Genomic DNA, 24,826 nt, shown 5'->3' with positions numbered 1-24,826 from the left:
TCACCGTGCCCGGCCGCGCAGTGCTTTGTGGACGGTGTCCACGAGCCACACCACCGGCACCGCGAGCAGCGCCCAGGCCCACCCGGACCAGCCCGGCAGCGTGCCACCGAGCAGCGCGGGCAACGGCGGCAGCAGCAGGAACGCCGCCAGCATCGCCACTTCGAACCCGATCGCGTAACCGAGCAACGGATTTCCGCGCCAGCCGATCCGGCCGATCCAGCGGGACTCGCTGCGGCATGCGAAGGCGTTGGCGAGCTGGCCGAGCACGATCGCGGCGAACGCCGTGCCGGAGGCGGTCGCGAGCAACGGCCCGCCGGGGGCGGTCCCGAGCTGCCAGCCGCCGCCGAACAGCACGGCCAAGAACGCCACCATCGAGGCCAACGCCTCCGCCGGACCGAGGATGCCGAACGCCCGGCGCACCACCCTCCCGTCGATCAGGTTGCCCCCGTGCGCGGGACCCGACATCGTCCGCCGGTTCGGCGGCTCGGCGCCCAGCGCCAACGCGGGCAGCAGGTCCGTGCCGATGTCGAGGGCAAGGACCTGCAGGACGGTGATCGCCAGCGGGATCTGCCCGCCCGAGAGCGCCCACACCGCGAACGGCGTGAGCTCGGCGACGTTGTCGGTCAGGTGGTAGGTGAGGAACCGCCGGATGTTGGCGAACGTCGCGCGGCCGAGCTCGATCGCTCCCACGATCGTGCCGAAGTGGTCATCCAGCAGCACCAGGTCGGCGGCCTCGCGGGCGACGTCACTGCCCGAGGCCCCCATCGCGATCCCGATGTCGGCCGTCCGCAACGCGGGGCCGTCGTTCACCCCGTCACCGGTCATCGCCACGACGTGGCCGCGCTCCTGCAGCACCCGGGCGATCCGGAGCTTCTCCTCCGGAGCGACCCGGGCCACCACGACCCCGTCGTGGTCGAGGAGTTCACCCAGTTCGTCGTCCGCGGCCGGCAGGTCCTTGCCTTCGACGACGAGGCGGTGCGCACCCAGCAGCCCGACCTCAGCGGCGATCGCGGCGGCCGTGCCGGGATGGTCCCCGGTGACCATGGCCAGCTTGATCCCGGCCTGCCGGCACGACGCGATGGCCGCGCCGACGTCGGGCCGCGGCGGGTCCTGCAACCCGACCAGGCCGAGCAGTTCCAGCTCCTGTTCCGCCACCTCGCCGCCGCTCGCCGCCCGCACCCCACGCCGCCGCGCCACCGCGAGTACCCGGAGGCCGCGTTCGCTCATCGCCGTGACAGCCTCGGCGGCTTCGGCGTTCTGTCCGGGACACAAGGGCAGGACTGTGTCCGGCGCGCCCGTGACGTGCAGGCCGTCCGCGTCGACCAGGGACGAGCGCCGGCGGTGCGGGTCGAACGGGTACCGGGCGGCCGGCGCGGGTGGCGCCGGGACCCGCGCCCGGGCGGCGAGCACGTGCAGCGCGACTTCCATCGGGTCCCCGACCGGGTGCCACGTCCCGGCCCGCTCGACCGCGTGCGCGTCCGGCGAGCACCGCGCGGCGCTGTCGGCGAGCACGGTGGCGGCCGCCACGGCGTCGGCGGGGCCGGTCAGTTCGCCGTTGGGCCGGTAGCCCTCACCGGCCACGGCGACGGAACCGGCTGGGGTCCACACGCGCACGACGGACATTTCGTTGCGGGTCAGGGTGCCGGTCTTGTCGGTGCAGATGAACGTGGTCGCGCCCAGGGTCTCCACCGACTCCAGCCGGCGGACGAGTGCGTGCCGTCCCGCCATCTTCTGGGCGGCGCGGGCCAGGGACAACGTCACGGTCGGCAGCAGGCCCTCGGGGACCAGGGCCACGGTGACGCCGATCGCGAACAGCAGGCTGTCGGTGCTCGTCCGGCCGAGGCCGAGCGCGGCGAGGAAGAACACCACGCCGACGGCGACCGAGATCATCGCCACGACCCGCACGACGCGGTGCAGCTGCGCGGCCAGCGGGCTGCGCGGGCGGACCGCCCCGGCGGTGATCTCGGAGATCCCCGCGAGCCGCGTGCGGGCCCCGGTCGCCGTGACGAGCGCGGCGCCGTGGCCTTCGGTCACATAGGTGCCCGCGTACACGGGCTTGCCCTCGCCTGGGCGGACAGGCTTGCTCTCACCGGTGAGCATCGACTCGTCGACCGACAGGCGCCCGCTCTCCACGAGAGCGGCATCCGCGCACACCCGGTCGCCCGCCTCGAGCAGCACCAGATCACCGGATACGAGCTCGACGGCGTCGACGATGACGGCCTTGCCGTCGCGGCGCACGGTGGCCCGGACGGGCAGCAGGTCCCGCAACCGCTCGGCGGCCCGGTCGGCCCGGTACTCCTGAGCGAAGGAGAACGCGCCGTTGAGGAGCACGACGACCGCGATGGCGATCGCCAGCGCGGGCATGCCCGCGAGCAGCGCGAGGCCCGCCGCGGCCCACAACATGAGGGCGAAGAAGTGCACCATCTGTCCCGCCAGCACCAACACCGGGTTCCGCCGGTGCGGCGCCGGCAGTGTGTTCGGCCCGTCGCGGCGCAACCTCAGTGCGGCTTCCCCGGTCGTGAGACCGGACGCCCTGCTCACCGTCTGTGCGCCCGCCACGCCCGTACCCCCGTCGCTGATCGAGAACCACCGGGCCTGCCCCGGTTCCGGCTTGAATCGTCGCGTTCCGCGCGTGCTGAGCGGGAGGGCTTAAAGCATCCGGGAATAGGGACTAAGGACCCCAGACTGAGATCGGTCGACGACAGAGCGCAGTGGCAAGCTCGGATCCGACACGCTTCCGGCGAGGTCTTGACCGCCGGCGCGCTACTCGTCCCATGAGCATCCGTGCAGCACAAGCCGGCGCCGACACCCAATGAGACCACTCGCGGCTCAGCCACCATCACCAAGCTCGGCCCCGGACGGCGGGTGCCGGGATGCGGCGAGGTCCAATGGGACTAAATGGCGCCTCCTCCTGTCGGCCTGTGCGGTGCGGTCACTCCAACGGTTCCCGGCATCGATGGACAGTGGTCGGAGTTCAGACTGCGGTGATGGTCCATTGGAGGTTGGTGACAGTTTCAGCAACGCCGCCAACGGCGCGCCGGCCCGGCAATCGCCGTGGACCGGCGGCAACAACCAGCAGTGGCGGCTTGCAGATCCGGTCGATCGACGACACGAAACTCGGCCACATCGCCGCGATTGCTGCAATGCACAACGCTGCGATCCAGCGTGAAGCCCAGATCGTCCAGACAATCTGGGTGATCATCCGCCTATTGCGCGGCCCTTGCCAGCACCCCAGAGGAAGACTATAGTCCGAATGGGCTAACTCTTACCCAGTCAAGAGTGAGAGCGGTCTTCCTCAAGGGAGCACACCGCCGATGCACTTCCCACGGTTTCGTATCTTCACGTGGATAATTCTCGCGATCAACGCGCTATTTCTTGTTTGGATCATCGTCGGCACCGCAAGCCGTCCGACTGCCACAACGGCGACATGCGACAGCCTCGATCTTCAGACCTGCCAGGCCGCGAGCGACGTCGGCACAGTCATCGGCGTCGGGCTCATCATCGGATTGTGGGTCGCTGCTGATGTCATCCTCGGAATTCTGTGGCTGATTACGAGGCCCAAGACCCGCGACTGCCCTGCATGCGGCCGCACCGTCAAGCGCGGAAGACTGGACTGTAAAGCATGCGGGTACAATTTCGCCCAAGCCCAGCCTGTCGTCCAGACCCAACCGAAGCCGCCACTTAATCCGACGGTCCAATCTTGACGTCGGGTAGACGACGTCAATGAGCGATCAGTCTCACGGACGGCCGGCACGTGCCCGATGCGGTTACTCGATTCGGACCGCGTCCCGGTCGTGGGCCTCGCTGATGGCTCGGACAAGCCCGCCACTGTTCAGCTGGTCAATCGACGTCTCGGAGCCTGCGAAACCACGGCAAGACACGGAACCGACCCAGCCGGAGTCGGGGAACTTGGTTCCCTACCGCCGACCAGCCAGGAGTCGCTCGCCGCTCAGGTGAGTTCCAGCAGTCCTCGGCGAACCGCTTCGGAGACGGCCGCCGCACGGTTGTCGGCGCCCAGTTTCCGGTAGATGCGCACCAGGTGCGTCTTGACGGTCGCCTCGCTGAGGTACAGGGATTCCGCGATGGCGCGGTTGCTGTGCCCGTCGGCCAGCAACCGGACGACTTCTCGCTCCCGTTCGCTCAGCTCCGGCGGCGGGCTGACCACCTGGCCGACGAGATGGCCGACGACCTCCGACGCGAGGCCGATGCGGCCGGCGGCGGCCTCGCGCACGGCCAGGAAGAGCTCTTCGGGCGACCCCGCCTTGAGCACGTAGCCGCGGGCACCGGCCTCGAGCGCGCGGACGACGTCGGCGCGGCCGGAGTAGCTGGTCAGCATCACCACGGCCGTGCCGGCAGCCTTGGCGGTCAGCCGGCGGACGGCCTCGGCTCCGTCGATGCCGCGGTCCGTGCCCGCGAAGCGCAGGTCCATCAGCACGACGTCGGGGGCCAGCTCCGCGGCGAGGAGCACCGCCTCCTCGCCGCTGCCCGCTTCCGCGATCACCTCGAGATCCGGCTCACCGTCGAGCAGGGCCCGTAGTCCGGCCCGCACGACCGCGTGGTCGTCGGCGATCAGCAGGCGCAGCGGAGTGGTCGTCATCGGACCGCCGTGGAGGTCACCGGCACGACCGGGCTGGACTGCGGGTGACCGGGGACGGTGATCCGGATCCGCGTGCCCCGGCCCGGAGCGGTGTCGACCTCGAGGTCACCGCCGAACTCGCGAAGCCGCGCCCGCGCCGACGGCAGGCCGACGCCCCGGCCCGGACCCGACGGCTCGCCGGGATCGAAGCCGACACCGTCGTCACGCACGTCCAGTTCGACGCGGTCCGGGTGGTGGTGCAGGGTCACCTGCAGCGTGGTGGCGTGCGCGTGCTCGCGGACGTTGGCCAGCGCGCCCTGCGCCACGCGGAACAGAGCGGTGGCGGCTTGCTCGTCGAGGCCAGGACAGCCCGCTCCGACCGAACGGAACCGCACGTGGGCCGCGGTTCCGTCCTGCCGGGCGCGGTCGCACAGCAGCCGCAGCGCGCCCCCGAGCCCGGCCTCCGCGACGGGCGTCGGCGTGAGGTCTCCGATGATCCGCCGGGTCTCGGCGAGACTCGCGCTCAGGCGGTCGGTGACCGCGCGAACGCGGGTCCGCGCGACGTCGGGCTTGTCCCAGCTCCGCTCCGCCGCCTGCAGGAGCAGCACGCTGCCGGCCAGTTCCTGGGCCAGCGTGTCGTGCAGGTCACGCGCCAGGCGCATGCGTTCCTCCAGCACGCCGGCCCGGCGCTGTTCCCGCTCCAACGCCCGGTACAAGGCGACGGTGCCCCAGACGGCCGCGACGGGGATCAGCGCTATCTCCGCGTCGAACCGGCCGGTGGCCTCGGTCAGCTGACCGACCAGCACGACGGTGATCACGGCCACCGCGACCGTCGCGCCACGCCGTTCGAGCGCCCGCAGCACCGCCCAGGCCAGCGGCACGGCGCACCAGACGTAGGCGACGGTCAGGGACGGCGGGGTCAGCGCGACCAGGACCGTCCACAGCAGGAGCAGGGCCGCGACCCACACGTACCGGACGCGGACGCCCATCGTGGACCACAGCGCGAGACCGGCCGCGTACACCACGGCCAGCACCGAACTGACCGTGACGATTTCCCAGCACAGGGGAATGTTCAGGCTGACCAGCCGGACCACCGCGGCACCGACGACGACGAAGAACACGAGGTGTGGCACCTGCCACAGGAGCCGGCTTCCGCGTGCCGAAGATGTCGAATGGCCGGACACGGCGAACCCCCTGGACGGATAATCCAATTAGGACAATGCCATCCAGGGAGCTTAGCCGATGCCGGTGTGGCTCACGTCAAGTTGTGGCTCACGTCAGGCGCCCGGGCGCAGTCCGGGCCACCCGGGCGTGGGGTCGCCCTTGACCTCGCCGAAGTACAGCGCGAAGGTCTGCTTCCACCGCTCCACCTCGGCGCGGTCGGCCATGAACCGGGGGAATCCGCCCAGGTCGGCGTTCGGGTACTCCCAGATCGGCTTCAGCCCGGCCGGCGGCACGACGTCCGTGCGGACCGACCAGCCGTTGAAGGACGCCTGCTGCTGCGTGAGCGACAGCTGCCAGTTCAGGTAGAGCTTGGCGGCGGTCGGGTTCTTGGCCTGCTTGAAGATCGCGGCCCGCTGGCCCCAGGCCATGAACGGGTGCCCGTCGGCGACCACGAACCGCACGGGCGCCGACGCGGGCGAGGTCAGCGAGCCCGCGCCGCCGATGCCGATCGCGGCCTGCCCGGCCAGCACCGCCTCACCCGGCGAGTTGCTGCCGCGCGCGAACCGCACGCCCTGGGTGGCCAGCTTCGCCGCCCAGTCCCAGCCGTAGGCCTGGACGTAGCGCGTGTAGAGGTAGAGGACGGCGTCGTCGTCGTGCGGGTACGACGACGCGATCTTCCCCTGCCACTTCGGGTCGACGAGGTCGAGCGGGGTGCGCGGTACTGCCGACCCGACCGCCGACGTCCCGTACATGAAACTGAAAGCGAGCGCCGAAACCGCGACCCAGGCACCCTGGCGATCCTTGAACGCGTCGTGGACCTTCGAGAACCCGGCGGGCTTGTAGCGCAACAGCCGGCCCTGCTCGTTCCAGCGCACGAAGTCCTGCACGGTCTGCAGCTGCACGACGTCCGGGACGAGGGTGCCGGTGGCGAACTGGTTGTCGACCCGCACGTCGTGGTACTTGCTGTAGTCGACGATCAGCGTCAGGGCGATGCCCGGGAAGCGGGCCTTGAAGGCCGCCTTGGTCGCGTCCTGCTGGGTCGGGGTGTCGCCACCGGCGTAGATGACGAGCTTGCCGCCCTCCGCCAGCGCGGCCTGGTAGAGCTCGTCGAGCGTCCGGGTCTCCTCGGGGCCGCCGCCTGATGGTGACGCGGGCGAGGCCGACGCCGCGGTGGCCCCCAAGCCGATGCCGATCGCGGCGCCCGCCCCGGCGGCAAGGACACTTCGTCTGCTCAGGAAGTCGGCCACGTCGAAGAAACCTCTCTACTGGGGAACGTGCGATGCCCAGGCGCTGTGGGCCACCGTCATTGTCGTGCGATCGAGCCGGGCACCGCGTCGTACGGACGGCCCGATCAGGCGCGCTGGAGATGGAAGCTGCTTTCAACCGAACGATTGAACAGCCCATTCCGCACGGTACCGAGGGCCGCGCGTTCTCCGGGTTGCCGACGGCTCAGGACCGGGTGTCACCCGGCCGCCCTCATCAGCGGTACGGCCCCGCAGGCTATCTCTGTGCCGTGCTCATCGTTCTTTGCGCATGGAGGCACTCGGTGGCACGGGCGAACTACGCCGCACCGCTCGCCGCGCACAACCTCGTCGACATCTCGGCCTGCGCGGGACCACTCCTCAGGACATGCAACGCTGGTGGCCGGACAGCCGGTGATCACGACGAACGACGGAACCGAAATCTTCTACAAGGACTGGGGTACCGGGCAGCCGTGATCCGGGGACGACGAGGTGGCGTCGCGCGCCGTGAGCGACCTCGATCATCGCGCGGGACAAGTCGTGGTGGTCCATCAGCAGCCGCGGCACGTCCGGCCAACTCGTGCGCTGACGCCGACGGCGGGAATCGCGGCGTTCGCCCTGCTGGAGACCCGGTTCCGGCGACTGTGACGCGGGCAGCGGTCAGCCGGCGTCGTTGAGGCGGGTAAGGCCGAGGTCGTACGACACACAGGGCTACTGGTGCAGGTGCTGCGTCCAGTCCTCGGGCACCCGCCCGGCCGGACCCGGCACGGCCTGGCTGAGCGGCCGGTGTTCGGGAGCGGCGAGCGCGGGGCCGGATTCGTACAGCACCTCGTCGCGGTAGTCCCAGAACCACTCTTCGCCGGGTTCGAAGCTGCGCGCCAGCCGGTGTCCCGTGGCGGCGGCGTGGCCGCTGGCGTGCTGGGCGGGCGAGGAGTCGCAGCATCCGATGTGCCCGCATTCGGCGCAGCGGCGCAGGTGGAACCACCAGCCCGGCGGGTTCGCGGTGTCGCAGTCCGCGCAGCCGGTGCCGCTGGGCGGGACCACGGGGTTGATGCCTTCCATGCGAAGTCCTCCGCTCGCCCGGTGATCGACCTGTTCACCTTAGGCGGGATGGCGGTGGAGCCGCAGCCGTCCCCCTCGGCCGGCCGGTGCGGACGACACGGCGGCCGGGCCTGGCGCCCCCGGGTGAGGGCGCCAGGCCCGGCTCAGGCGTCCAGGGACTGGTAGGCGGCGGTCCAAAAGTCCTGGTGCAGCCGCGGGGTGTCCGCCGAGTCCATCGCCGTCTGCGTCAGCAGGATGCCGACCAGGTCCTCCGCCGGGTCGGCGTACGCGGTCGTGCCGAGGCCGCCGTCCCAGCCGAACTGGCCCGGCGAGGCCAGGTCGCGCCGGTGGGTGCGGACCGCCATGCCGAAGCCGTAGCCGCCGTGGCGGCCGAAGTGGTCGCCATACAGGTCCTTCTCCAACTGGCACGTGGCCCGCTACCACGCCCGGCCCGACATCGTGTACGTGCCGATCCACGACTGGCCGGGCCTGCGCTGGGGCCTGGTGTGGCGCAGCGACGCCGACAACGAGATGGTCCACGCGCCGGCGGCCGTGGTCCGCGACCTCGGCGTCAGCCGGTGGTGAACCCCAGCGTGGTCACCTCGACGCTGCCTCCGGTGACGGTGACGCGCCGGCCGGCCGGCGCGTCGGAGTCGATCTCGGGTAGTCGTCGCTGCCGACCGAGTCTTGGCGGGTCAGGGCAAGCGTACGGACATCGCGTGGTTGAAGACGTTGCGGGAGTCCCAGCGCTGCTTGACCTTCTGCAGCCGGGGGTAGTTGTCGCCGTAGTACAGCGTGGACCAGGGAACGCCTGAGGTGTTCCACTTCGGATCCGCGAGATCGACGTCGACGTAGTTGATGAAGGCGCCGTCGGTCTGCTCGTCGACGACCGGGACGCCGCCGGTGTCCGAATGCACGTCGCGGTAGAAGCGCCGGAGCCAGTCGATGTTCGTCGCGTCGTCGGCCTCGTTGAGCCAGAAGGTCGCGTACTGGAACTTCAGCACGCTGCTGCGCGTGGAGACCGCCGTGTCGGCCGCGCCCACCGCGTTGATGCGGCCGCCGTAGCCGACCAGCATCGCCAGGGTGGCCGGGTTCTTGTACGTCATGTCGTTCAGGCCCTGGTACAGGCGGTGGATCCGCTCATCGGAGTAGCACTTCCGCAGGTAACCGGATTTCGCCTTGTACCGCTGGGTGAGCGGGCTGTCGCCGCCGTTGAAACCGTTCCACAGGCTCGCGTGCCACCACGGCAGGACACGCTGCTCGGTGATCGTGAGCTTTGCCTCGATGCCATCGGTCAGCGCGGAATAGTAGTCGTTCAGCAGTTTTTCCGCGTTGGGCAGGGTGTTGTCGATCTGCGTGGTGATGCCCACCGAGCCCGCCGAACGGTGCAGCAGCTTGAGCTGACTGGTCAGGTGGGTGTAGACGGAGTCCGGCGCGCTGTTGCGCTCGTACCACTGGCTGAAGTTCTTCACGATCCGCGTGAACGCCGGCTCGTCCAGGTCGCCCCACGACCATTGCGCCGAACTGACGATCAGCGAGGACGGCGGCTTGGGCAGCAGCCCGGCAGGGTCGGCGCCGGTCGCACCTGGGGACCGCAGCCAGTATTTCGTGACCACACCGAAGTTCCCGCCGCCACCACCGGCGTGTGCCCACCACAGCTCCCGGTTCGGGTCACCGGGTTCGCGGGTGGCCACCACGAGCCGTGCGCGGCCGTCAGGGTCGACGACCACGACCTCGACCGCGTAGAGATGGTCGACCACAAGCCCGAACTGACGCGACAACGTGCCGTAACCGCCGCCGAGGATGTGCCCGCCCGCGCCGACCGTCGGGCAGTTGCCGGCGGGAATGGTCACTCCCCAACCCTTGAACAGCCGACGGTAGGTGTCACCGAGGGTGGCACCCGCCTCCACAGCGAACGCGCGCCGGCCCGGGTCGAAGTGGACGCCGTTCAGTTCGGACATGTCGATGACCACGCCCACCGCCGGGTCGGCGACGAAGTTCTCGTAGCAGTGCCCGCCGCTGCGCACGGCGACCTTCCGTCCCGTTCGGACGGCCTGCTGCACGGCGTCGACCACCTGATCCACGGAGGTGACCACGCGGACGTAGTCGGGCTTGCCTACGAAGCGCAAGTTCCCGCCGCGCACGAGGTCAGCGTAGCGCGGGTCGCCCGGGTACACCGTCGCGGCGCCCAGCGCGCCGGGATCGGCCGCGGGCCGCACCGGCTGGGTGAGGGCCTCGCCCGCGAAGGCCGTGCCCGGGACGAGCTGGGTCGCGGCGAGCCCGCCCGTCGCCGCGGCGGCGGAGAGGAAGCCCCGTCGGTTCAACGATGCCATGGTGTCACACGTCCTCACGGGATTCGACGAAGTCAGATCGCCGGCCGCATTCGTTGTGCGGTCCCGGCAAGATGATCCTGTCGCACCCCGACCAAGGCTCGCTCAAGGACGGGCAAGCGTCCCTTCAGCACAACCGACCCGGACTGTCCTTAAAGGATCATCCGAGTTGCTGATGCTGGCCGGACGCGCCTGTCTCGAGCTCCGTCACCACCGCGTGCGACAGGCAGTGCAGCCGGACGAGGTCCGGGAAGCGGAACGACGCACCGCCGCCGTGCCCCACGCCGGTGACCAGCAACAGGTTGGCCGTGACGAGCGATTCCACCAGCCCCTCGATGGCGAGCGGTTCGTTCCCCAGGACTTTCGCCGCGGCCCGGAGGTCGAACCAGCCGGCACCGAGCCGGCACAGCGCACTCAGGGCGTGCTGTTCGTCGCGGCCCAACCGTGAGAGCGCTGTTTCGAAACGCTCGGCGACCGACATCGATCCGACCGAGAGTTCCAGCAGACGCCGGTTGGGGTCGGCGAGCCGGGTCGCGAGCTTGCGCACGCCCCACGCCCGGCGTGCCACCAGTTTCTCCCCCGCGACATGGATCGCCAGCGGCAGCCTGTCGCACAGCTTGACGACCTCGCGCGCGGCGGCCTCGTCCCTCCCGATCCGGTCCGCTCCCACGGTTTCGGTCAGCAGGCGCAGACCTTCGTCCATCGACATCGGTTCGAGTTCGACCGTCTCGCGCACGGGCAAACTCGGGATCCTTCCCGGCGCGGTGACCAGCACCGAGCAGGCCGGTGCCCCCGGCAGCAGATGCCGCAGGTCCGGGGTGGAGCCGGCGTCGTCGAGCACGAACAGCAGTTTGCGGCCGGCCGTCCACGTGCGGAACAACGCGCCGAGCTCCGCCAGTCCGGTCGGCAGCTCCTCGGTCGGCGCGCCGAGCGCGCGCAGGAAGCCGGTGAGCACCTCCGCCACCGGGACCGGACGTCCCTGGCCGTCGTGCAGGGACGCGAAAAGCTGCCCACCGGGGAAATCCGCGCGGAGACGGTGTGCCAAGTGAACGGCCAGCGTGGTCTTGCCGACCCCGGGACCGCCCGTCACCAGCACCACATTGGCGGACGTGCGGCTGGGATCCGCGCCGCACAGTCCATGCAACAGATCCAATTCTTCTTTCCTGCCGACAAAATCCGCCGTGTCGAGCGGCAGCTGGGCCGGGGAGCGCGTCGACGGGACAGGTGCCGGGGCGGGAGCAGGAGCGGGCGCGGTCTCCGTCATCGGCACGCATTCGAGGACTTCCCGCTGGATCTGCGCGAGGCTGCGTGACGGCTCCAGGCCGAGCTCGCGCACCATGGCCCGCCGCAGCCGCTGGAACGCGTCGAGCGCGTCCGCGCGAAGGCCGGAACGCTGGGCGGCCACCATCAACTGGGCGCAGAACGTCTCCCGGGTCGGGTAGCGCGCGGTGATCCCCTTGAGTTCGCTGACCAGGGCGCGGTGCCGGCCCAGGGCCAGATCCGCCTCGATCCGCCGTTCCAGCGCTTCGATCCTCCGGTCTTCGAGCAGCGACAGTTCCGCGGTGAGGTGTGGCCCGAATTCGAGATCGCCCACCGGCAGGCCGCGCCAAAGGTCGAGCGCCTGGCCGAAAGCCTCCGCGGCCGGCTGGTGCTCTCCGACGGCGCGCGCTTGCTCCCCCTTCGCGACGAGACGCTCGAATTGCCAGCGATCCAGCTGACTGGGGGCCAAACGCACACAGTAACCGGTCTGATGCGTTTCGATCAGCTCCCGGCCGGTATCTGGATTAATCGCGCCGAGATGCTTGCGCAATTGGTAAACATAAGTCTGGACCGTTTTCTTCGCCAGCTTGGGCGGATCGGACCACAGTTCCCCGACCAGCTCGCCGACAGTGATCACGCTATTCGCATGAAAGAGCAGCGTTATCAGGGTTCTTCCCAACATCGGCGCCCGGGGGGTCACCACCCTTCCCCGGGATTCGACCCGGAATGGCCCGAGTACGCGGAAATAGAGAATAGCGGCCGTTTCGTCGCCGTCAGTGGGCGGTAAAAACCCCCTATCGGCCATGGTGACCCCCAGTAGTCGTGACCATGCGATTCGAGCAACACTAGCATAGATCCGACGAATTGAACGAGCGAGCGAGTCCCGTCAAGGCAAGTGGCCGGGGCGGACGCACGGCCGCGGCAAAGTCGGGTAGGCGCAGGTCAGGCTGACTGAAAGACAGGCACGGCCCTCGTAGATCAGGTGTTGTCCACGCCCCATGATCATGTGAGAGAACCGTGCCTGCTGCCGCATCTTCCCCGATCCCTGCCGCCCGGATCTCGATCCTGCTGATCACCGCCGCGGCTGGTCAGGCATGGATTCCCAAGAGCGTGAGTGGTCGAGTGAAGTCGCGTGCGGTCATTCGGAGCGCGGCGGCGATGTTGGTGTTGCCCGCCAATCGCAGGGTGCCGACCGCCGGATTGCGGAAGTTCGCCGTGACGCGCTTAATCATGGTTGATCGCCGGTGCGTCCACCCGTCGAATCCCGCCCAGTGGACTCACTTGCGGAAACACCTAGTCCGCGGCCACCGCGAGCGCCCTTTCCACCACGGCGGCGAGCGTGGTGCCCCACGACCGGGCCGGGCCGAACCGGCGATCGGTGGTCTGCCGCTCGTACGGCAGGCCGGGCGGGAGGTTCAGCACCTCCAGCTGCATGCCCCACGGCGCGCGGAAATACGTCCAGCGGTCCCCGTCGATCGGGCCGCCCTCGTCGACGACCTGCGGTGTTCCCAGTACCCGTACCCCCGCGACGGTGTGCAGCGCGGCCACCGCGGCCTCCACGTCGTCGACGAAGAACGCCAGGTGATGGCCGCCGACGTCGCTGTTCTCCGGCAGCACGGTACGACGGCCGGCGACTTCGAAGAACTGCAGCTCGACGTTCGTGACCGGGCCGAGCCGGATCGTCGTCGAGTGCAGGACCCCCGGCCCGGGTACCCCCCATTGTGTCTCGCCGGCCTCCCGGTCGAAAGGCAGTTCCACGTGGTGGACCAGGGTTCCGCCGAGGGGACCGGTGAAGAAGCCGACCGCCTGGGCCAGATCCGGCACGGTGTAGCCGACGTGGTCCAGACCGAGGAAGCCGGGCAGCCCGCCGCCCGGGGCCGAGGGCGCCGGGCGAGCCCGGAACCGCTGGGCGGGGCTGTCCCAGGGCGGGGCCGGTTCGACGAGCTCGAGGTACATCCCCCACGCGGTGCGCAGGTAGATCCACCGGCGCACACCGGAACCGGGGGCGCCCTCGCACGGCTCGCCGAGCAGGACCACGTCCGACCGGCCCGACAGCCACTTCGCCGCACGGTCCAGATCGACCACCGCGACGGCCAAGTGGTGCCCGCCGACATCGTGGTTGGCCGGCGGTACCGTCCGCTGCCCCGGAGCGCGGTACTCGAAGAGCTCGACGTTGGCCTCGGCGCCGAACCGCAGCAGGGCCACGTAACACGATGCCTCCGGGTGCACCCCGAGCTGCGTGCGCATGAAGTCCCCGCCGGGATCGCCGACGGGACCCTGCCGGTAGAGCAGCCGGGCGTCGAAGACGTCGGCGAAGAACGTGATCGCCCGGTCCAGGTCAGGCACGGTGTAGGCGACGTGGTCGACGTTGCGGACGGTCGGGATGCCGGTGTCCCGGTTCATGCCGGCGCCTCGCTGTTCTCCGCCGGGTACGCCCAGCCCGGTTCGGTGAGGATCTCCAGCACGACGCACGTCCAGTTGAAGCCGCCGCCGACACCGACCAGCATCACCCGTTCGCCGGGCTTCAGCAGGCCTTGCGTCGCGAGGTGGTCGAGCCCGCCGAACTGGTCGGCGGCGCCGACGTGCCCGACGGTGTTCCCCCACCGCCAGGTCGTGCGCTCGATGTCCACGCCGATCGGTACCAGGCACTCGTCGTGCAGCAGCTCCCGGCCGAAGTTCGGCAGCACGACATGGGCGACGTCCTCGACGCTGGTCCCCGCCTCCTTGACCGCCTCGGTCACCGCGCGGTTGAGCCCGACGGCCATCCGGCCGACCGCCTCTTCGATGCTGATCGTGGCGGCGAACTCCTTGGTCCGCTCGACGACGCTCGACGGCAGGAAGTCCGGGTCGGCGAACGGGCGGAACGGCCGCGTGCCGCGCTGCATCCCTTCCAGTTCCGGATCGCTGATGCTGACCGACGACACGACCCGCGCGAAGCCGGCGTCCCGGGACAGCAGCAGCGCGCTCGCGCCGTCGCCGAAAACCAGGCCGGGGCTGGCTTCCCAGCGGTTCCACGCCGGCAGGGGGAACTGGTCCGCGGTGGTGATCAGGGCCGATCCGGCGCCGCCGCCCGCTCGCAGATAGGCGGCGGCGAGCTCGATCGCGCCGACAGCGCCGTTGGACAGCTGGCGGAGTTCGAACGACACCCCGTGCCCGGCCAGGATCCTGTGCTGCAGGTAGGACGCGCAGTTCCAGCCGTCCATGCCGTTGTAGGTGGCGACCGCGTGCAGCAGCAGGCCCACCTCGGCGGGGTCGCACCCCGCCCGGCCGAGCGCCGAAATCCCGGCCCGCACCGCCATGTCCGGGCTCGCGTCGTCGGGGCCGGCGATGGTCACGCGTCGCTGGCCGGTGCGGCTTCGCACGGCCGCGGAGTACCGGCCGTCCGCGACGGCGTCGTCCACGCTGATGGACTCCGGGTACCAGGAACCCGCTCCGGAGATGTACAAATCGTCGTAGCGCATGGGTTTGTCGGCCTTTCTCAGCAGCGGACGGTGTCGGCGGAGGGGGTCTCACGCATACACGGGATCCGGCTCGGGAGCTGCCAGGCGACGGCGTCCGGCAGCACGGAGATGATGATCAGTTCCAGCCCGGTGAGCGCGGTCAGCACGGGCACCCGCCCTGGGCCGTGCACGAACAGGTCGCGTTCGCGCAGGCGGCGGCCGTCGTCGAGCACCCCGGCGCCGCGCACCACGAACCAGGCCTCGCCGATCGCGGAGCGCCCGCCGTCGGCCAGCCTGGTGCCGGGCTCCAGCCGGAGATGGTCCACGGCGTCGCACTCGCTGTGCAGCATCCCGCGCCGGGCGAGGCAGACCCAACTGGTCACGCCTCCCCGGGCGTCGAGCAGCGCACCGCCGGTGCCGACCGCGGCATCGGTCACGATCACGCGATCGCCCCCGGCACGTCCATGGTGGCGTGGAACAGTTCCAGCCCCGCGTCGCCGGCTTCGATCCGCATCGCCCCTTCGAGTGGCAGGGTGACCGAGCTGCCCTCGCCGACCGCGACCCGCTGGTCGTCGGTGACGCAGGTCCCGGAGCCGGACAGCACGAACAAGGTGTGCTCGCAGGTGTCGGAGACGACGCCGAGCGAGGTGCCGGGCGCGAGCCGCTGGATCCTGATCGACGCCAGCGGCCCGTCGAAGACCGTGCGCGGGTCGAACTCCCCCCGCTCCCCCAGGTTCACCACGGTACTGGCTTTTCCACTGTCCACTGTTTCTCCTTCTCCCAACGGAACACGCTCGCCGAGCACCCGCGCGGTCGCCGGGCTGAACATCTCGATGACCAGCCAGTCGACCCGCTCGGTGCCGATGTTGTGCAGCGCGTGCCTGCTGCCCACCCGGGTCAGGCCCAGCCAGCCCGGGGTCATCCGGTGTGCCTTGCCGTCCAGCACGAAGTCCGCTTCGCCGGAGATCAGGAAGTAGATCTCCTCGGTGCGGGTGTGCCGGTGTTCGCCGCTGACCCCACCGGGCGGCACCGAGGCCCACTCGATGGCTTCCCAGGTGCCGCGCAGGCCCGGGCGGCGGGCGAAGCAGGTCCAGTTCGTGCGCCCGGCGGCGCCGTGCACGCCGTAGACCGTCGCCGGGCGCTCGGTGGAGGCGAGCAGCAGTCCCCCGCTCATCGGGCGCCCACCTTCCCGGCGTAGCCGGCGAGGGCGAGCGCCGCGTCGGTCACTTCGTCCAGCCCGAGATCGTTGACGAACTTCGCCGAGCCGATCCCCGACGGCAGCGGGAGTCGTTGCAACCCGTTGCGGTGCCTGGTGGTTTCGGCCAGCGCGCGGCCGAGCAGGCCGGGTTCGCAGGCCGGATGCCAGATCGGCAGCCGCAGCTCCCGCATCACCGCCAGCACCCGGTCGCGCTCCGCGGCGGTGACGAGGCCGCGGTTGAACGAGATGAGCGTGGTCAGGGCCATGTCCACGGTCACGGCCTCACCGTGCAGAAGGCTCGGCAGCGCCGCCATCTCGAGCGCCGGGCTGAAGGAGTGGCCGTAGTCGACGAGCCGCTCCAGCTCCTGTTCCCACAGGTTGGGCTGCAGCTCCTCCAGCATGCCCTGCACCGCCCGGCGCAGGATCTCCCGCGCGGCCGACTCGCCGGCGGGGGTCAGGCCCTGCAGGCGTTCGTCGAGCAGCCGGGTGCCGTACGACTCCAGCAGGTCGAACAGCACACTGTCCTTGACCAGCGCGATCTTGAGAATCTCGGCGAGCCCGTTGCTCAGCTCCCGGCTGCTCTGCGTGACGATGAACGACCGGTCGAGCAACGCGGCCACCGGTGGCTCGTAGGTCCCGACGCGGTTTTTGTGCTCACCGAAGTTGACCCCGGTCTTCGCCCCGATCCCGGCGTCGACCAGTCCGATCAGGGTCGTCGGCACCCGGACGTACGGCGTCTTGCGCCGGTAGAGGCTGCTGGCGAGCCCGACCATGTCGAGCAGCACACCGCCACCGACGGCGATGATCGGCTCCCGCCGCCGGTCGATGCCGAACGCGTCGAGCTCACCGAAGATCCGGCGGACCGAATCGAGGTTCTTCGTCGATTCGCACGCGCGCAGCACGCACAGGTGATGGACGATGCCACGCTGGGTGAAGTACGCCCGCAGTTTGTCGCCGTAGATGCTGTCGACGTTCGCGTCGACCACCACGAACCGGCGTGGTGTCGCGGAACGGTCGGTGCTGGTGTGCATGCCGGCTTCGGCCAGCGCGGGGTTGGCCGGGTCGAGCAGGTTGGGCATCACGACCACGTCGTAGCGCACCGGTTTGTGGCACTGCACCGTCCAGGTGACCGAGGGCGGACGTTCTATGTCGTCCTCGAAGGGCGAGGCGACGAGCTGGTTGAGCATGATCATTCCTCCAGGACTGCCGCGCGGATGTCGCCGCGGGAAGGTTCAGCCGGCCGGCCGGACGTCGGTCGCCGTCGCGGCTTCCTTGGCGCACAACGCTTTCTTGTCGACCTTGCCGACCTCGGTGTAGGGCAGGACGTCGACGACACGCAGGCGCTCCGGCACCTTGTAGTCGGCGACGCCGCGTTCGGCGAAGAGTTCTTCGATGTCGGACAGGGTCGGAAGGTGACCGGGGCGGGGCAGCACGTAGACACAGATGCGTTCGCCCAGTTCGTTGTCGGGGTAAGGGATCGCGGCGACTTCGGCGACCGTGGGCAGAGTGGCGATGAGCTGTTCGAGCTCCGCCGCGGCGATCTTCTCCCCGCCCCGGTTGATGACGTCCTTGGCCCGGCCGACGACGACGAGGTTGCCGCTGGGGTCCAGCCGCACCAGGTCGCCGGTGCGGTACCAGCCGCCGGGGGCGAACGAGCGCTCGTTGTGCTCGGGGGCGGCGAAGTACCCGCGCGGGGTGTAAGGACCGCGCGTCAGCAGCTCGCCTTCCTGGCCGTGCGGTACTTCGGCGCCGTCGGTGTCGACGACGCGGATCTCGTCGTCCGGGCTGATCGGCCTGCCCTGGGTGCGCGCGGCGAGGTCGTCGTCCTCGTCGAGCCGGGTGTAGTTGAGCAGCCCCTCGGCCATGCCGAACACCTGCTGTACCCTGCACCCCAGCGCTTTCCGCGCCCGGATGGCGAGTTCCGGCGCGAAGAGCGAGCCCCCGACCTGCAGGACGCGCAGGCTCTTCAGCCGCGGGGTCAGCTCCTCCGCCGCCTCGGCCCAGCGCCGCACGACGGCGGGGACCGCGGCGGTGTGGGTGACGCCGTGCTCGGCGATGGCCTCGAAGGCGGGCGCGACCGAAGGCGACGGCAGCAGCACGACCCGGCCGCCCGCCATCAGCGTGCCGATGATCCCCGGGCTGCCGAGGGTGAAGTTGTGCGCCGCGGGCAGCACCACGAGGTACACCGTGTCCGGGCCGAACCCGCACACTTCGGCGCTGCGCCGGGAGTTGTACTCGTAGTCGTTGTGGGTGCGGCTGATCACCTTCGGCACCCCGGTCGTCCCACCGGAGAGCAGGAACAGCGCCACCTCACCGGGATCGGGCGTGGCGGCGGCGAGCCGCGCGCGATCGGCCTCGTCGCACGCGCCGCCGAGCAGCATGTCGAAGTCCACAGTGGACGTGTCGCGCCGGTGCGCGCCCCCGCCGACCACGAGCACCGGCCCGGCGCTGGGCACCTCGGCCGCCACCCGGCAGGCCAGCGCCCGGTGGTCGAAGCCGCGCACCGCGTCCGCCGTGACGATCGCGGCCACCTCGGTGTGCCTGCCGATGGCGACCATCTCGTGCTCCCGGTGGGCCGGCAGCATCAGGACCGGCGCCACCCCGATCCGGCCGCAGGCCAGCACCAGCAGGACCAGCTCGTGGCAGTTCGGCAGCTGTACCAGGATGTTGTCGCCGCCGCGCAGCCCGAGCGCGATCAGGTGCACGGCCAGTACGTCGACCTTCTCCGCGAGTTCGCGGTAGGTGAGGGTCACGTCGCCGTCGAGCAGCGCGGGCCGGTCACCGTGGCGGTGTGCCCACTGCCGGGGCAACGAGCCGAGGGTGCGATCCCGCCAATACCCTCGTGCGCGGTACAGCTGAGCGAGATGCTCTGGCCAAGCCGCGACACCGGTTCGCGTCATGCGTTTCCTCCCGGAAGTGGTGTGGATGGGACGGTGGGGTGAACAGCGAGACGGCTAGCCGGCGACCCCGGCCAGCACGGGGTCCGGGGCGACCGGCTGCTGGGCGGGGACGACCGCGCCCAGCAGTTCGGCGAGGTACTCGGAGACCGCCGCGATGGTCGGGTGCGTCCAGAGCACGGCCGCGGGAAGGTTCACGTGCAGGCATTTCTCGAGCCTGCGCCGGATGGTCAGCGCCATCACCGAGTCGATGCCGAAATCGGCCAGCGGGCGGTGCCGGTCGAGGTCCGCTTCGGCCATCCGGAGTTCGGCACCGACCTGGGCGCAGGTCACCTCGGTGAGAAACGCGACGAGCTCCCCGGAATCCAGGTTGTGCAACGCTTCGAGGTCGTCGAGTTCGGCCATATCGGACTGTCCGACCTCCTGGGCGTCGAGGTCGCGCAGGATCGGCAGCACCTGCCCGTCACGGGTGGTCACCGGGAAGACCGCGACCTGGGGGTCACCCAGCGCGGTCGCGAACTCCCAGGCCCGGAACGCGTCCGCCACCGCGAGGTCGCCGACCCCCCGATCGGCCAGTTCGGCGTCGACCGTCGCGTTGACCGCCATCCCCTGCCCGCGCCAGGACGTCCAGGCGAGGCTGAGCGCGCCGGTGTCGCCGGCGGCGTGCCGGTGCCGAGCCAGCGCGTCGAGGAACGAGTTCGACGCGCCGTAGCTGGCCTGCCCGGTGAGTCCGAGGTGCTGCCCCACGGAGGAGAACAGCACGAAGAAGTCCACACTGCCGGGCGGGAACAGTTCGTCGAGCACCAGCGCGCCGCGCACCTTGGGGTGCAGGACCGTACGCAGCGAGTCCTCGTCGAGGTCGGTGAGCATGCGGTTGTCCAGCACCCCCGCGGCGTGCACCACACCGGCGATCGGCGGCAGGCCGAGCGCGGCGGTGTCCAGTTCGCGCCGGGCCTGCTCCGGATCCGCGACATCGACCGCGCGCACGTGGACGGTGACACCGAGCGCTTCCAGCGCGCGCACGGCGTCGATGCGAGCACGCGCGCCAGGGTCCGTGACCCCGTCCCAGTCGCGCCGATGCGGAATTCCGTTGCGCCCGGCCAAAAGGATGCGCCGTGCGCCGCGGCCCGCCAGCCAGGTGGCCACCTCGGCGCCGAGCGAACCGAGGCCGCCGGTGATCAGGTAGGTGCCCTCGGGCCGGCACGGTGGCAGTTCGTCCGCGAGCTCACCGTCGACCGCGGCGAACCGGGCCGCGAGCAGCTCGCCCGCGCGGATCGCGAAGAAGTCCGGCTCGGCGGGGCGTGCGCGCAACAGGTCCGTCAACACGTCGAGGTCTTCGACTGTGGGCTGGGCGGGCAGGTCGGCGAGGCCGGCCCACAGCTCGGGGTGTTCGCCGGCGAGCACCCGGGCGAGACCCCACATCGTGGCCTGGGCGAGGTCGCGCCGCTCCCGGGCTTCATGGGCTCCGGCGGTCACGGCCCACAGGCGTGGTGCGAGCGCACCGGCGCCGTCGGCGAGCACCTGCGCGGTGCGAGCGAGCCTCCAGGCATCCTCCCCCGCGGCGGTTCCAGGGTCCGCGGACTCCCCCGGCAGCACCAGGACGGCGTCGTCCGGTCCCAGCTCGCCGAGCAGGGCCGTGAGGTCGTCAGGGTCGTTCACCCACAGGCACCGCAGCCGAGCCGTGGCCGCTTGACGTCGCAAGGTGTGCACGAGGGCGGCGCTGTTCTCGGAATCCTTGGCCACCAAGGCGATCGCGCGCAGCCGAGCGTGTCCGGCACGGCCGGGCAGCGCCGGGGTCCAGGCGAGCCGGTGCACCAGCCTGCCGGGGCGGACCGGCGCTCCGGAGTCGCCTTCGACGGTGGCGAACCGCAGGCCGGAGACCGTGCCCAGCACTCGGCCGGACTCGTCGGTGACGTCGACGTCGACCGTCCCTCCCGGGTCGCTCGCGGACCGTCTGATGTGGACCGCCACCCGGGAGACCGGGGTGCCTTCGGCCACCACCTGGTCGAGCCGCGCCGGCATGCGCAGGATCTCCGGTCCCGAAAGGACCAGCGGGACCGCGGAAAGCACCGCGTCCCACAGCGAAGCCCACCAAGCCGAGGCTTGCGCGTCCGCCGCGAGAGGCTTCGGCAGGACGTAGAGGAGCATCTCGTTCGCACCGCGCAGGATGGTGTCGATCCGCCAGTCGAACCCGACCGCCGCGACCCCGACGGCGGTGAGCAGGTTGTTGACCGCCGTCGGCTCCAGTGCCGAGCCGCAGCGCGCGGCGAGTTCACGCAGGTCGAGCGTGGCCGAGGGCCGCTCGGCGGCGGGCGGAACCGACGCCTCGGCGTGGGTGAGCCAGTGCCCGTCCTCCTCCTGCCCGCGCGACGCGAGGCGGATGAGGTCGCCTTGGCGCACGACCTGGACCTCGCGGTGGCCCGCGTCCGCGGCGGGGACCGCCATCGGGATCTTCAGGTCGACCCCGGCCAGCACGCGCCGGGCACCGGCGGCCATGAAGGTCTCCAGGAGCACCGCGGCCGGGATCACCTCGACGCCGTGGATGGGGTGCGAGCCCGGGTAGGGCCGGGAGTCGCGGGTGAGGTGGGTCTGCCAGATCCGCACCGACGCCGCCCCGGCCACCGAGATCGGGCCGCCGAGCAGCGTGTGCGAGTCGATGTCGTGGCGCCCGGCCGAACCGCCTTCGGGAGCGGACTGCTCGCGCCAGAACCTCCGGTGGTGCCAGCGGTTGCGGGGAAGGTCCACCGGGGGCTCGTCCCGGGACAGGCCCGCGTCCCCGATGTCCGCACCGTGGCAGTGCAGCGCGGCGAGGTTGCCCAGCAGGGTCGCCACTTCCGGCTGATCACGGCGCAGCAGTGGCGAGACGAACACGTCGTCGTGGTCGGCGAGGGTCTCCGAGATCGAGTGCGTGACCACCGGATGCGCGGAGATCTCCAGGAAGATCCGGTGGCCGTCCTCCACAGCCGCCCTCACGGCGTTGTCGAGCAGCACCGGGTTGCGCAGGTTCGCCGCCCAATAACGGCCGTCACGTGCTTCTCCGGACCGGGCGTCGGGCGACGCCGTGCTGTAGAGCGGGATCACCGGCTCGCCGACGCCCAGGTCCGCCGCCGCCTGAGCCAGCTCGTCGAGCAGCGGGTCCATCTGCGGGCTGTGGAAGGCGACGTCGGAGTCGACCCGGCGCACCATGCGTCCTTCGCCGCGCCAGCGGTCGGCGATCTCCAGCGTCGCTTCCCGGTCGCCGGAGACCACGGTGGACAGTGGGGACGACGCGATGGCCGCGCCCACCCCGGGGGTTCCGGCGAGCCGGTCGGCGGTTTCGGCGAACGGGAGGTCCACCAGGAACATCGCGCCCGCGCCGGCCACCCGCGCCAGAAGCCGGGACCGGCGGCACACCAGGCGCGCGCCGTCGAGCGGGCCGAGCACCCCGGCCGCGACGGCGGCGGCGATCTCCCCGACCGAATGGCCGATCACCGCCGCCGGTTCCAGCCCCTTCGACCGCAGGACCGCCATCAGGCCCAGCTGTACCGCGAAGATCATCGGCTGGATCACCTCGGCACCGTCGAGGTCGCCGGAGCGCAGCACGTCCGCCGGGGTGAAGCCGATCTCCGCGGCGAACACCGGCGCCAGGGTGGCCAGCATGCCGGCGAAGACCGGTTCGGCGGCCAGCAGGTCGCGGCCCATACCGGACCACTGCGACCCGTGGCCGGAGAACACCCACACCGCGCCGCCACCGGGAGCGGTGAGCACCCGCGCGGTGGACACCGCCCGGTCCGGCTGCCCGGCGGCGAGCCGCTCGAGTCCACCGACGAGCTCGGCACGGTTCGACGCGATGACCCCAGCGCGCCACGTCAGGTGCGAACGGCGGTGGAACAGCGTGCCGGCGACGGCTTCCTGGCTCGCCGTCCTGGCGCCACCAAGCCAGCCGGCGAGCTCCGCGGCGTTGGCGCCCAGCGAGTGCTCGGATGAACCGGACAGAACGAACAAACGGGGCTTCTCGGAGTCACCCGCACCCTGGTCCGGAACCGCCGCGAGCGGTTCGGGGGCCTGTTCGAGCACGACGTGCCCGACCGTGCCGCCGTAGCCGAACCCCGACACACCCGCCCGGCGCACCGCGGCGCCCTCGGGCCACGGCGTGCGCTCCCGCACGGGCTCCAGCCCGTTCTCCGCCCACGGGATGTCCGGGTTGGGCTCGATCAGCTGGGCGTTCGGCGGGATCTCGCCGTGCCGCAGGGTGAGGACGGCCTTGATCACTCCGGCCACCCCCGCACCGGCCTCCAGGTGGCCGATGTTGGCCTTGATCGAGCCGATCAGGCAGGGCTTCCCCGGCTCCCGGCCCTCGCCGAACACCCGGCTCAGCGCGGCGACCTCGACCGGGTCGCCCATGCGGGTCCCGGTGCCGTGGGCCTCGACGTAGCCGACGGTGGCCGGATCGATCGCCCCCTGGCGCAGCGCGCGGCGCACCACGGCCTCCTGGGCCGCGCCGCTGGGCGCCATGATGCCCTGGGTGCGGCCGTCCTGGCTGACCGCGCTGCCGCGGATCACCGCGAGCACCCGGTCACCGTCGTCTTGTGCCGCTGCCAACGGTTTCAGGACCAGTACCCCCAGGCCCTCGCCCCGGCCGTACCCGTCGGCGGCGGCGTCGAAGGACTTCGAGCGCCCGTCCGGGGAGATCGCGCCCGCGGCGTCCAGCACCATGGACAGGCCCGGTCCGGCCATCAGGTTGACGCCGCCGACGAGGGCCAGCGGGCTCTCCCCGTCACGCAGCCCCTGGCAGGCAAGATGAAGCGCGACCAGCGAGGACGAGCAGGCGGTGTCGACGGACATGCTCGGCCCGCGCAGATCGAGCACATAGGACACCCGGTTCGCCACCGCGCACATGCTGGCGCCGATCCCGGTCCACGCCTCGATTCCGGGAAGGTCTTCGAGCATCTGCCTGCCGTAGTCGTCCGAACCGACTCCGACGTACACCGAAGTGTCCGAACCGGACAGTGAGAGGGGCGCGATCCCCGCGTGTTCCAAGGCTTCCCACGCGACTTCGAGCATCATTCGCTGCTGCGGGTCCATCAATTCGGCCTCACGCGGGCTGATCCCGAAGAAGTCGGCGTCGAACGCCGAGGCGTCGTCGAGGAACCCGCCCTGGCTGGTGACCACGCGCAGGGCGGCGGCGCTGCGCGGTCCGGTTTCGGCGTGGTGATCCCATCGCCCGTCCGGCACGGTGCCGATGGCGTCGCCGCCGTCGAGCAGGAACGGCCACAACTGTTCCGGGGAGTTTATCCCACCGGGCAGTCTGCACCCCATGCCGATAATCGCGATCGGGGCACGCTCATCGGAATTCGGTTCCTGTCGTCTGCTCATTCCGGACGTCCTTTCGCGGCCGCGAGTATCTCGCCTGCCGAATTGTCTTGGCGTGCCGCACTTCGGATTTCCGACACCCGAACGCGCACGGGTGCCGGGCCCGCGCCGCCACGCACGCGTGACGCGCTCCAGCCGATCGACGTCGATGGCTTTCGCTGGCACAGAGTCGTTGAAGTCTTCGCGCGAACGCCCTCCCCAGAGCCGCGTACCGAGTTTCGGTCGCCACGGTTCGCTTGAAAGTCCATCGTCGCACCAGTCGATCAAAGACCGGCCAAGAACGAGCCAAGAAGGGGCGATGATGGAGAAGACCAAACATATTGGTCC

20 protein-coding genes are annotated in these 24,826 nt (G+C 70.8%); 3 read left to right on the top strand and 17 right to left on the bottom strand.

Annotated elements, in window-relative coordinates; all coding sequences use genetic code 11:
* Window positions 1-2,559 carry a cation-transporting P-type ATPase gene (locus AB0M82_RS35290; protein WP_364731505.1) on the bottom strand — a complete coding sequence of 853 codons (2,559 nt, stop codon included), beginning with the start codon at window positions 2,557-2,559 and terminating at the stop codon, window positions 1-3.
* A gap of 415 nt (window positions 2,560-2,974) precedes the next feature.
* On the bottom strand, window positions 2,975-3,202 hold the full coding sequence (locus AB0M82_RS35285; protein ID WP_364731502.1) for a hypothetical protein: 228 nt from the start codon (window positions 3,200-3,202) through the stop codon (window positions 2,975-2,977).
* Window positions 3,203-3,314: 112 nt separating this feature from the next.
* On the opposite strand from AB0M82_RS35285, the gene AB0M82_RS35280 reads away from it, so the two are divergent.
* Window positions 3,315-3,704, top strand: a complete 390-nt coding sequence (locus AB0M82_RS35280; protein WP_364731500.1) for a hypothetical protein — start codon at window positions 3,315-3,317, stop codon at window positions 3,702-3,704.
* Window positions 3,705-3,949: 245 nt separating this feature from the next.
* On the opposite strand, the gene AB0M82_RS35275 is transcribed toward AB0M82_RS35280, so the two are convergent.
* The 3 genes from AB0M82_RS35275 to AB0M82_RS35265 form a co-directional block, all read right to left on the bottom strand.
* Window positions 3,950-4,597, bottom strand: a complete 648-nt coding sequence (locus AB0M82_RS35275) for a response regulator transcription factor (RefSeq protein ID WP_364731498.1) — start codon at window positions 4,595-4,597, stop codon at window positions 3,950-3,952.
* A complete protein-coding gene (locus tag AB0M82_RS35270; RefSeq protein WP_364731495.1) occupies window positions 4,594-5,709 on the bottom strand; it encodes a sensor histidine kinase in 1,116 nt (371 codons plus the stop codon). The genes AB0M82_RS35275 and AB0M82_RS35270 overlap by 4 nt, the downstream gene beginning before the upstream one ends.
* Before the next feature lie 144 nt (window positions 5,710-5,853).
* The gene (locus AB0M82_RS35265; protein ID WP_364731492.1) at window positions 5,854-6,987 is read right to left on the bottom strand and encodes an ABC transporter substrate-binding protein; all 1,134 of its coding nucleotides are present in this window, start codon (window positions 6,985-6,987) and stop codon (window positions 5,854-5,856) included.
* Between the two features lie 501 nt (window positions 6,988-7,488).
* On the opposite strand from AB0M82_RS35265, the gene AB0M82_RS35260 reads away from it, so the two are divergent.
* Complete coding sequence (locus AB0M82_RS35260; RefSeq protein ID WP_364731490.1) at window positions 7,489-7,629, top strand: hypothetical protein; 141 nt, start codon at window positions 7,489-7,491, stop codon at window positions 7,627-7,629.
* 63 nt (window positions 7,630-7,692) lie between these two features.
* On the opposite strand, the gene AB0M82_RS35255 is transcribed toward AB0M82_RS35260, so the two are convergent.
* Window positions 7,693-8,043 carry a UBP-type zinc finger domain-containing protein gene (locus tag AB0M82_RS35255; RefSeq protein WP_364731488.1) on the bottom strand — a complete coding sequence of 117 codons (351 nt, stop codon included), beginning with the start codon at window positions 8,041-8,043 and terminating at the stop codon, window positions 7,693-7,695.
* 143 nt (window positions 8,044-8,186) lie between these two features.
* A complete protein-coding gene (locus tag AB0M82_RS35250; RefSeq protein WP_364731487.1) occupies window positions 8,187-8,444 on the bottom strand; it encodes a hypothetical protein in 258 nt (85 codons plus the stop codon).
* 7 nt (window positions 8,445-8,451) lie between these two features.
* Here AB0M82_RS35250 and AB0M82_RS35245 point away from each other — a divergent pair, with 7 nt between their 5' ends.
* Window positions 8,452-8,607, top strand: coding sequence for a hypothetical protein (locus AB0M82_RS35245; RefSeq protein WP_364731485.1), 156 nt, complete (start codon window positions 8,452-8,454; stop codon window positions 8,605-8,607).
* 110 nt (window positions 8,608-8,717) lie between these two features.
* Here the strand turns inward: AB0M82_RS35245 and AB0M82_RS35240 are convergent, their stop codons facing one another.
* The 10 genes from AB0M82_RS35240 to AB0M82_RS35195 all read right to left on the bottom strand — a co-directional run bounded on the left by AB0M82_RS35240 (window position 8,718) and on the right by AB0M82_RS35195 (window position 24,502).
* Window positions 8,718-10,355, bottom strand: a complete 1,638-nt coding sequence (locus tag AB0M82_RS35240) for an FAD-binding oxidoreductase (protein WP_364731482.1) — start codon at window positions 10,353-10,355, stop codon at window positions 8,718-8,720.
* A 157-nt stretch (window positions 10,356-10,512) separates the two neighbouring features.
* Window positions 10,513-12,294, bottom strand: a complete 1,782-nt coding sequence (locus AB0M82_RS35235; protein WP_364731544.1) for a BTAD domain-containing putative transcriptional regulator — start codon at window positions 12,292-12,294, stop codon at window positions 10,513-10,515.
* 406 nt (window positions 12,295-12,700) lie between these two features.
* On the bottom strand, window positions 12,701-12,844 hold the full coding sequence (locus AB0M82_RS35230; protein WP_364731479.1) for a hypothetical protein: 144 nt from the start codon (window positions 12,842-12,844) through the stop codon (window positions 12,701-12,703).
* Between the two features lie 61 nt (window positions 12,845-12,905).
* Window positions 12,906-14,015 (bottom strand): VOC family protein, encoded by a 1,110-nt coding sequence (locus AB0M82_RS35225; RefSeq protein ID WP_364731477.1) that lies wholly within the window; start codon window positions 14,013-14,015, stop codon window positions 12,906-12,908.
* Entirely contained in the window at window positions 14,012-15,073 is a 1,062-nt protein-coding gene (locus tag AB0M82_RS35220) for a ketoacyl-ACP synthase III family protein (RefSeq protein ID WP_364731474.1), read from the bottom strand. Before AB0M82_RS35220 ends, AB0M82_RS35225 begins: the two co-directional genes overlap by 4 nt.
* Before the next feature lie 17 nt (window positions 15,074-15,090).
* The gene (locus AB0M82_RS35215; RefSeq protein WP_364731471.1) at window positions 15,091-15,495 is read right to left on the bottom strand and encodes a cupin domain-containing protein; all 405 of its coding nucleotides are present in this window, start codon (window positions 15,493-15,495) and stop codon (window positions 15,091-15,093) included.
* Window positions 15,492-16,226: a cupin domain-containing protein gene (locus tag AB0M82_RS35210; RefSeq protein ID WP_364731469.1), complete on the bottom strand. Its 735-nt coding sequence runs from the start codon at window positions 16,224-16,226 to the stop codon at window positions 15,492-15,494. Before AB0M82_RS35210 ends, AB0M82_RS35215 begins: the two co-directional genes overlap by 4 nt.
* A complete protein-coding gene (locus AB0M82_RS35205; protein ID WP_364731466.1) occupies window positions 16,223-17,437 on the bottom strand; it encodes a sedoheptulose 7-phosphate cyclase in 1,215 nt (404 codons plus the stop codon). The genes AB0M82_RS35210 and AB0M82_RS35205 overlap by 4 nt, the downstream gene beginning before the upstream one ends.
* Before the next feature lie 45 nt (window positions 17,438-17,482).
* Complete coding sequence (locus AB0M82_RS35200) at window positions 17,483-19,060, bottom strand: AMP-binding protein (RefSeq protein WP_364731464.1); 1,578 nt, start codon at window positions 19,058-19,060, stop codon at window positions 17,483-17,485.
* 144 nt (window positions 19,061-19,204) lie between these two features.
* Complete coding sequence (locus AB0M82_RS35195; protein WP_364731461.1) at window positions 19,205-24,502, bottom strand: type I polyketide synthase; 5,298 nt, start codon at window positions 24,500-24,502, stop codon at window positions 19,205-19,207.
* Window positions 24,503-24,826: the final 324 nt, after the last annotated feature.

Source organism: Amycolatopsis sp. NPDC051128 (assembly GCF_040682715.1).
GTDB lineage: Bacteria > Actinomycetota > Actinomycetes > Mycobacteriales > Pseudonocardiaceae > Amycolatopsis.
The sequence above is the reverse complement of the archived record's forward strand: the minus strand, read 5'-3'. Positions and strand labels throughout refer to the sequence as shown.

Excerpts from the sequence above, each read along its gene's own strand:
- AB0M82_RS35285 (WP_364731502.1), bottom strand. The coding sequence starts at position 3,202 with ATGATCACCCAGATTGTCTGGACGATCTGGGCTTCACGCTGGATCGCA.
- AB0M82_RS35280 (WP_364731500.1), top strand. The coding sequence starts at position 3,315 with ATGCACTTCCCACGGTTTCGTATCTTCACGTGGATAATTCTCGCGATC.
- AB0M82_RS35275 (WP_364731498.1), bottom strand. The coding sequence starts at position 4,597 with ATGACGACCACTCCGCTGCGCCTGCTGATCGCCGACGACCACGCGGTC.
- AB0M82_RS35255 (WP_364731488.1), bottom strand. The coding sequence starts at position 8,043 with ATGGAAGGCATCAACCCCGTGGTCCCGCCCAGCGGCACCGGCTGCGCG.
- AB0M82_RS35240 (WP_364731482.1), bottom strand. The coding sequence starts at position 10,355 with ATGGCATCGTTGAACCGACGGGGCTTCCTCTCCGCCGCCGCGGCGACG.
- AB0M82_RS35235 (WP_364731544.1), bottom strand. The coding sequence starts at position 12,294 with ATGTTGGGAAGAACCCTGATAACGCTGCTCTTTCATGCGAATAGCGTG.
- AB0M82_RS35230 (WP_364731479.1), bottom strand. The coding sequence starts at position 12,844 with ATGATTAAGCGCGTCACGGCGAACTTCCGCAATCCGGCGGTCGGCACC.
- AB0M82_RS35225 (WP_364731477.1), bottom strand. The coding sequence starts at position 14,015 with ATGAACCGGGACACCGGCATCCCGACCGTCCGCAACGTCGACCACGTC.
- AB0M82_RS35220 (WP_364731474.1), bottom strand. The coding sequence starts at position 15,073 with ATGCGCTACGACGATTTGTACATCTCCGGAGCGGGTTCCTGGTACCCG.
- AB0M82_RS35210 (WP_364731469.1), bottom strand. The coding sequence starts at position 16,226 with ATGAGCGGGGGACTGCTGCTCGCCTCCACCGAGCGCCCGGCGACGGTC.
- AB0M82_RS35205 (WP_364731466.1), bottom strand. The coding sequence starts at position 17,437 with ATGCTCAACCAGCTCGTCGCCTCGCCCTTCGAGGACGACATAGAACGT.
- AB0M82_RS35195 (WP_364731461.1), bottom strand. The coding sequence starts at position 24,502 with ATGAGCAGACGACAGGAACCGAATTCCGATGAGCGTGCCCCGATCGCG.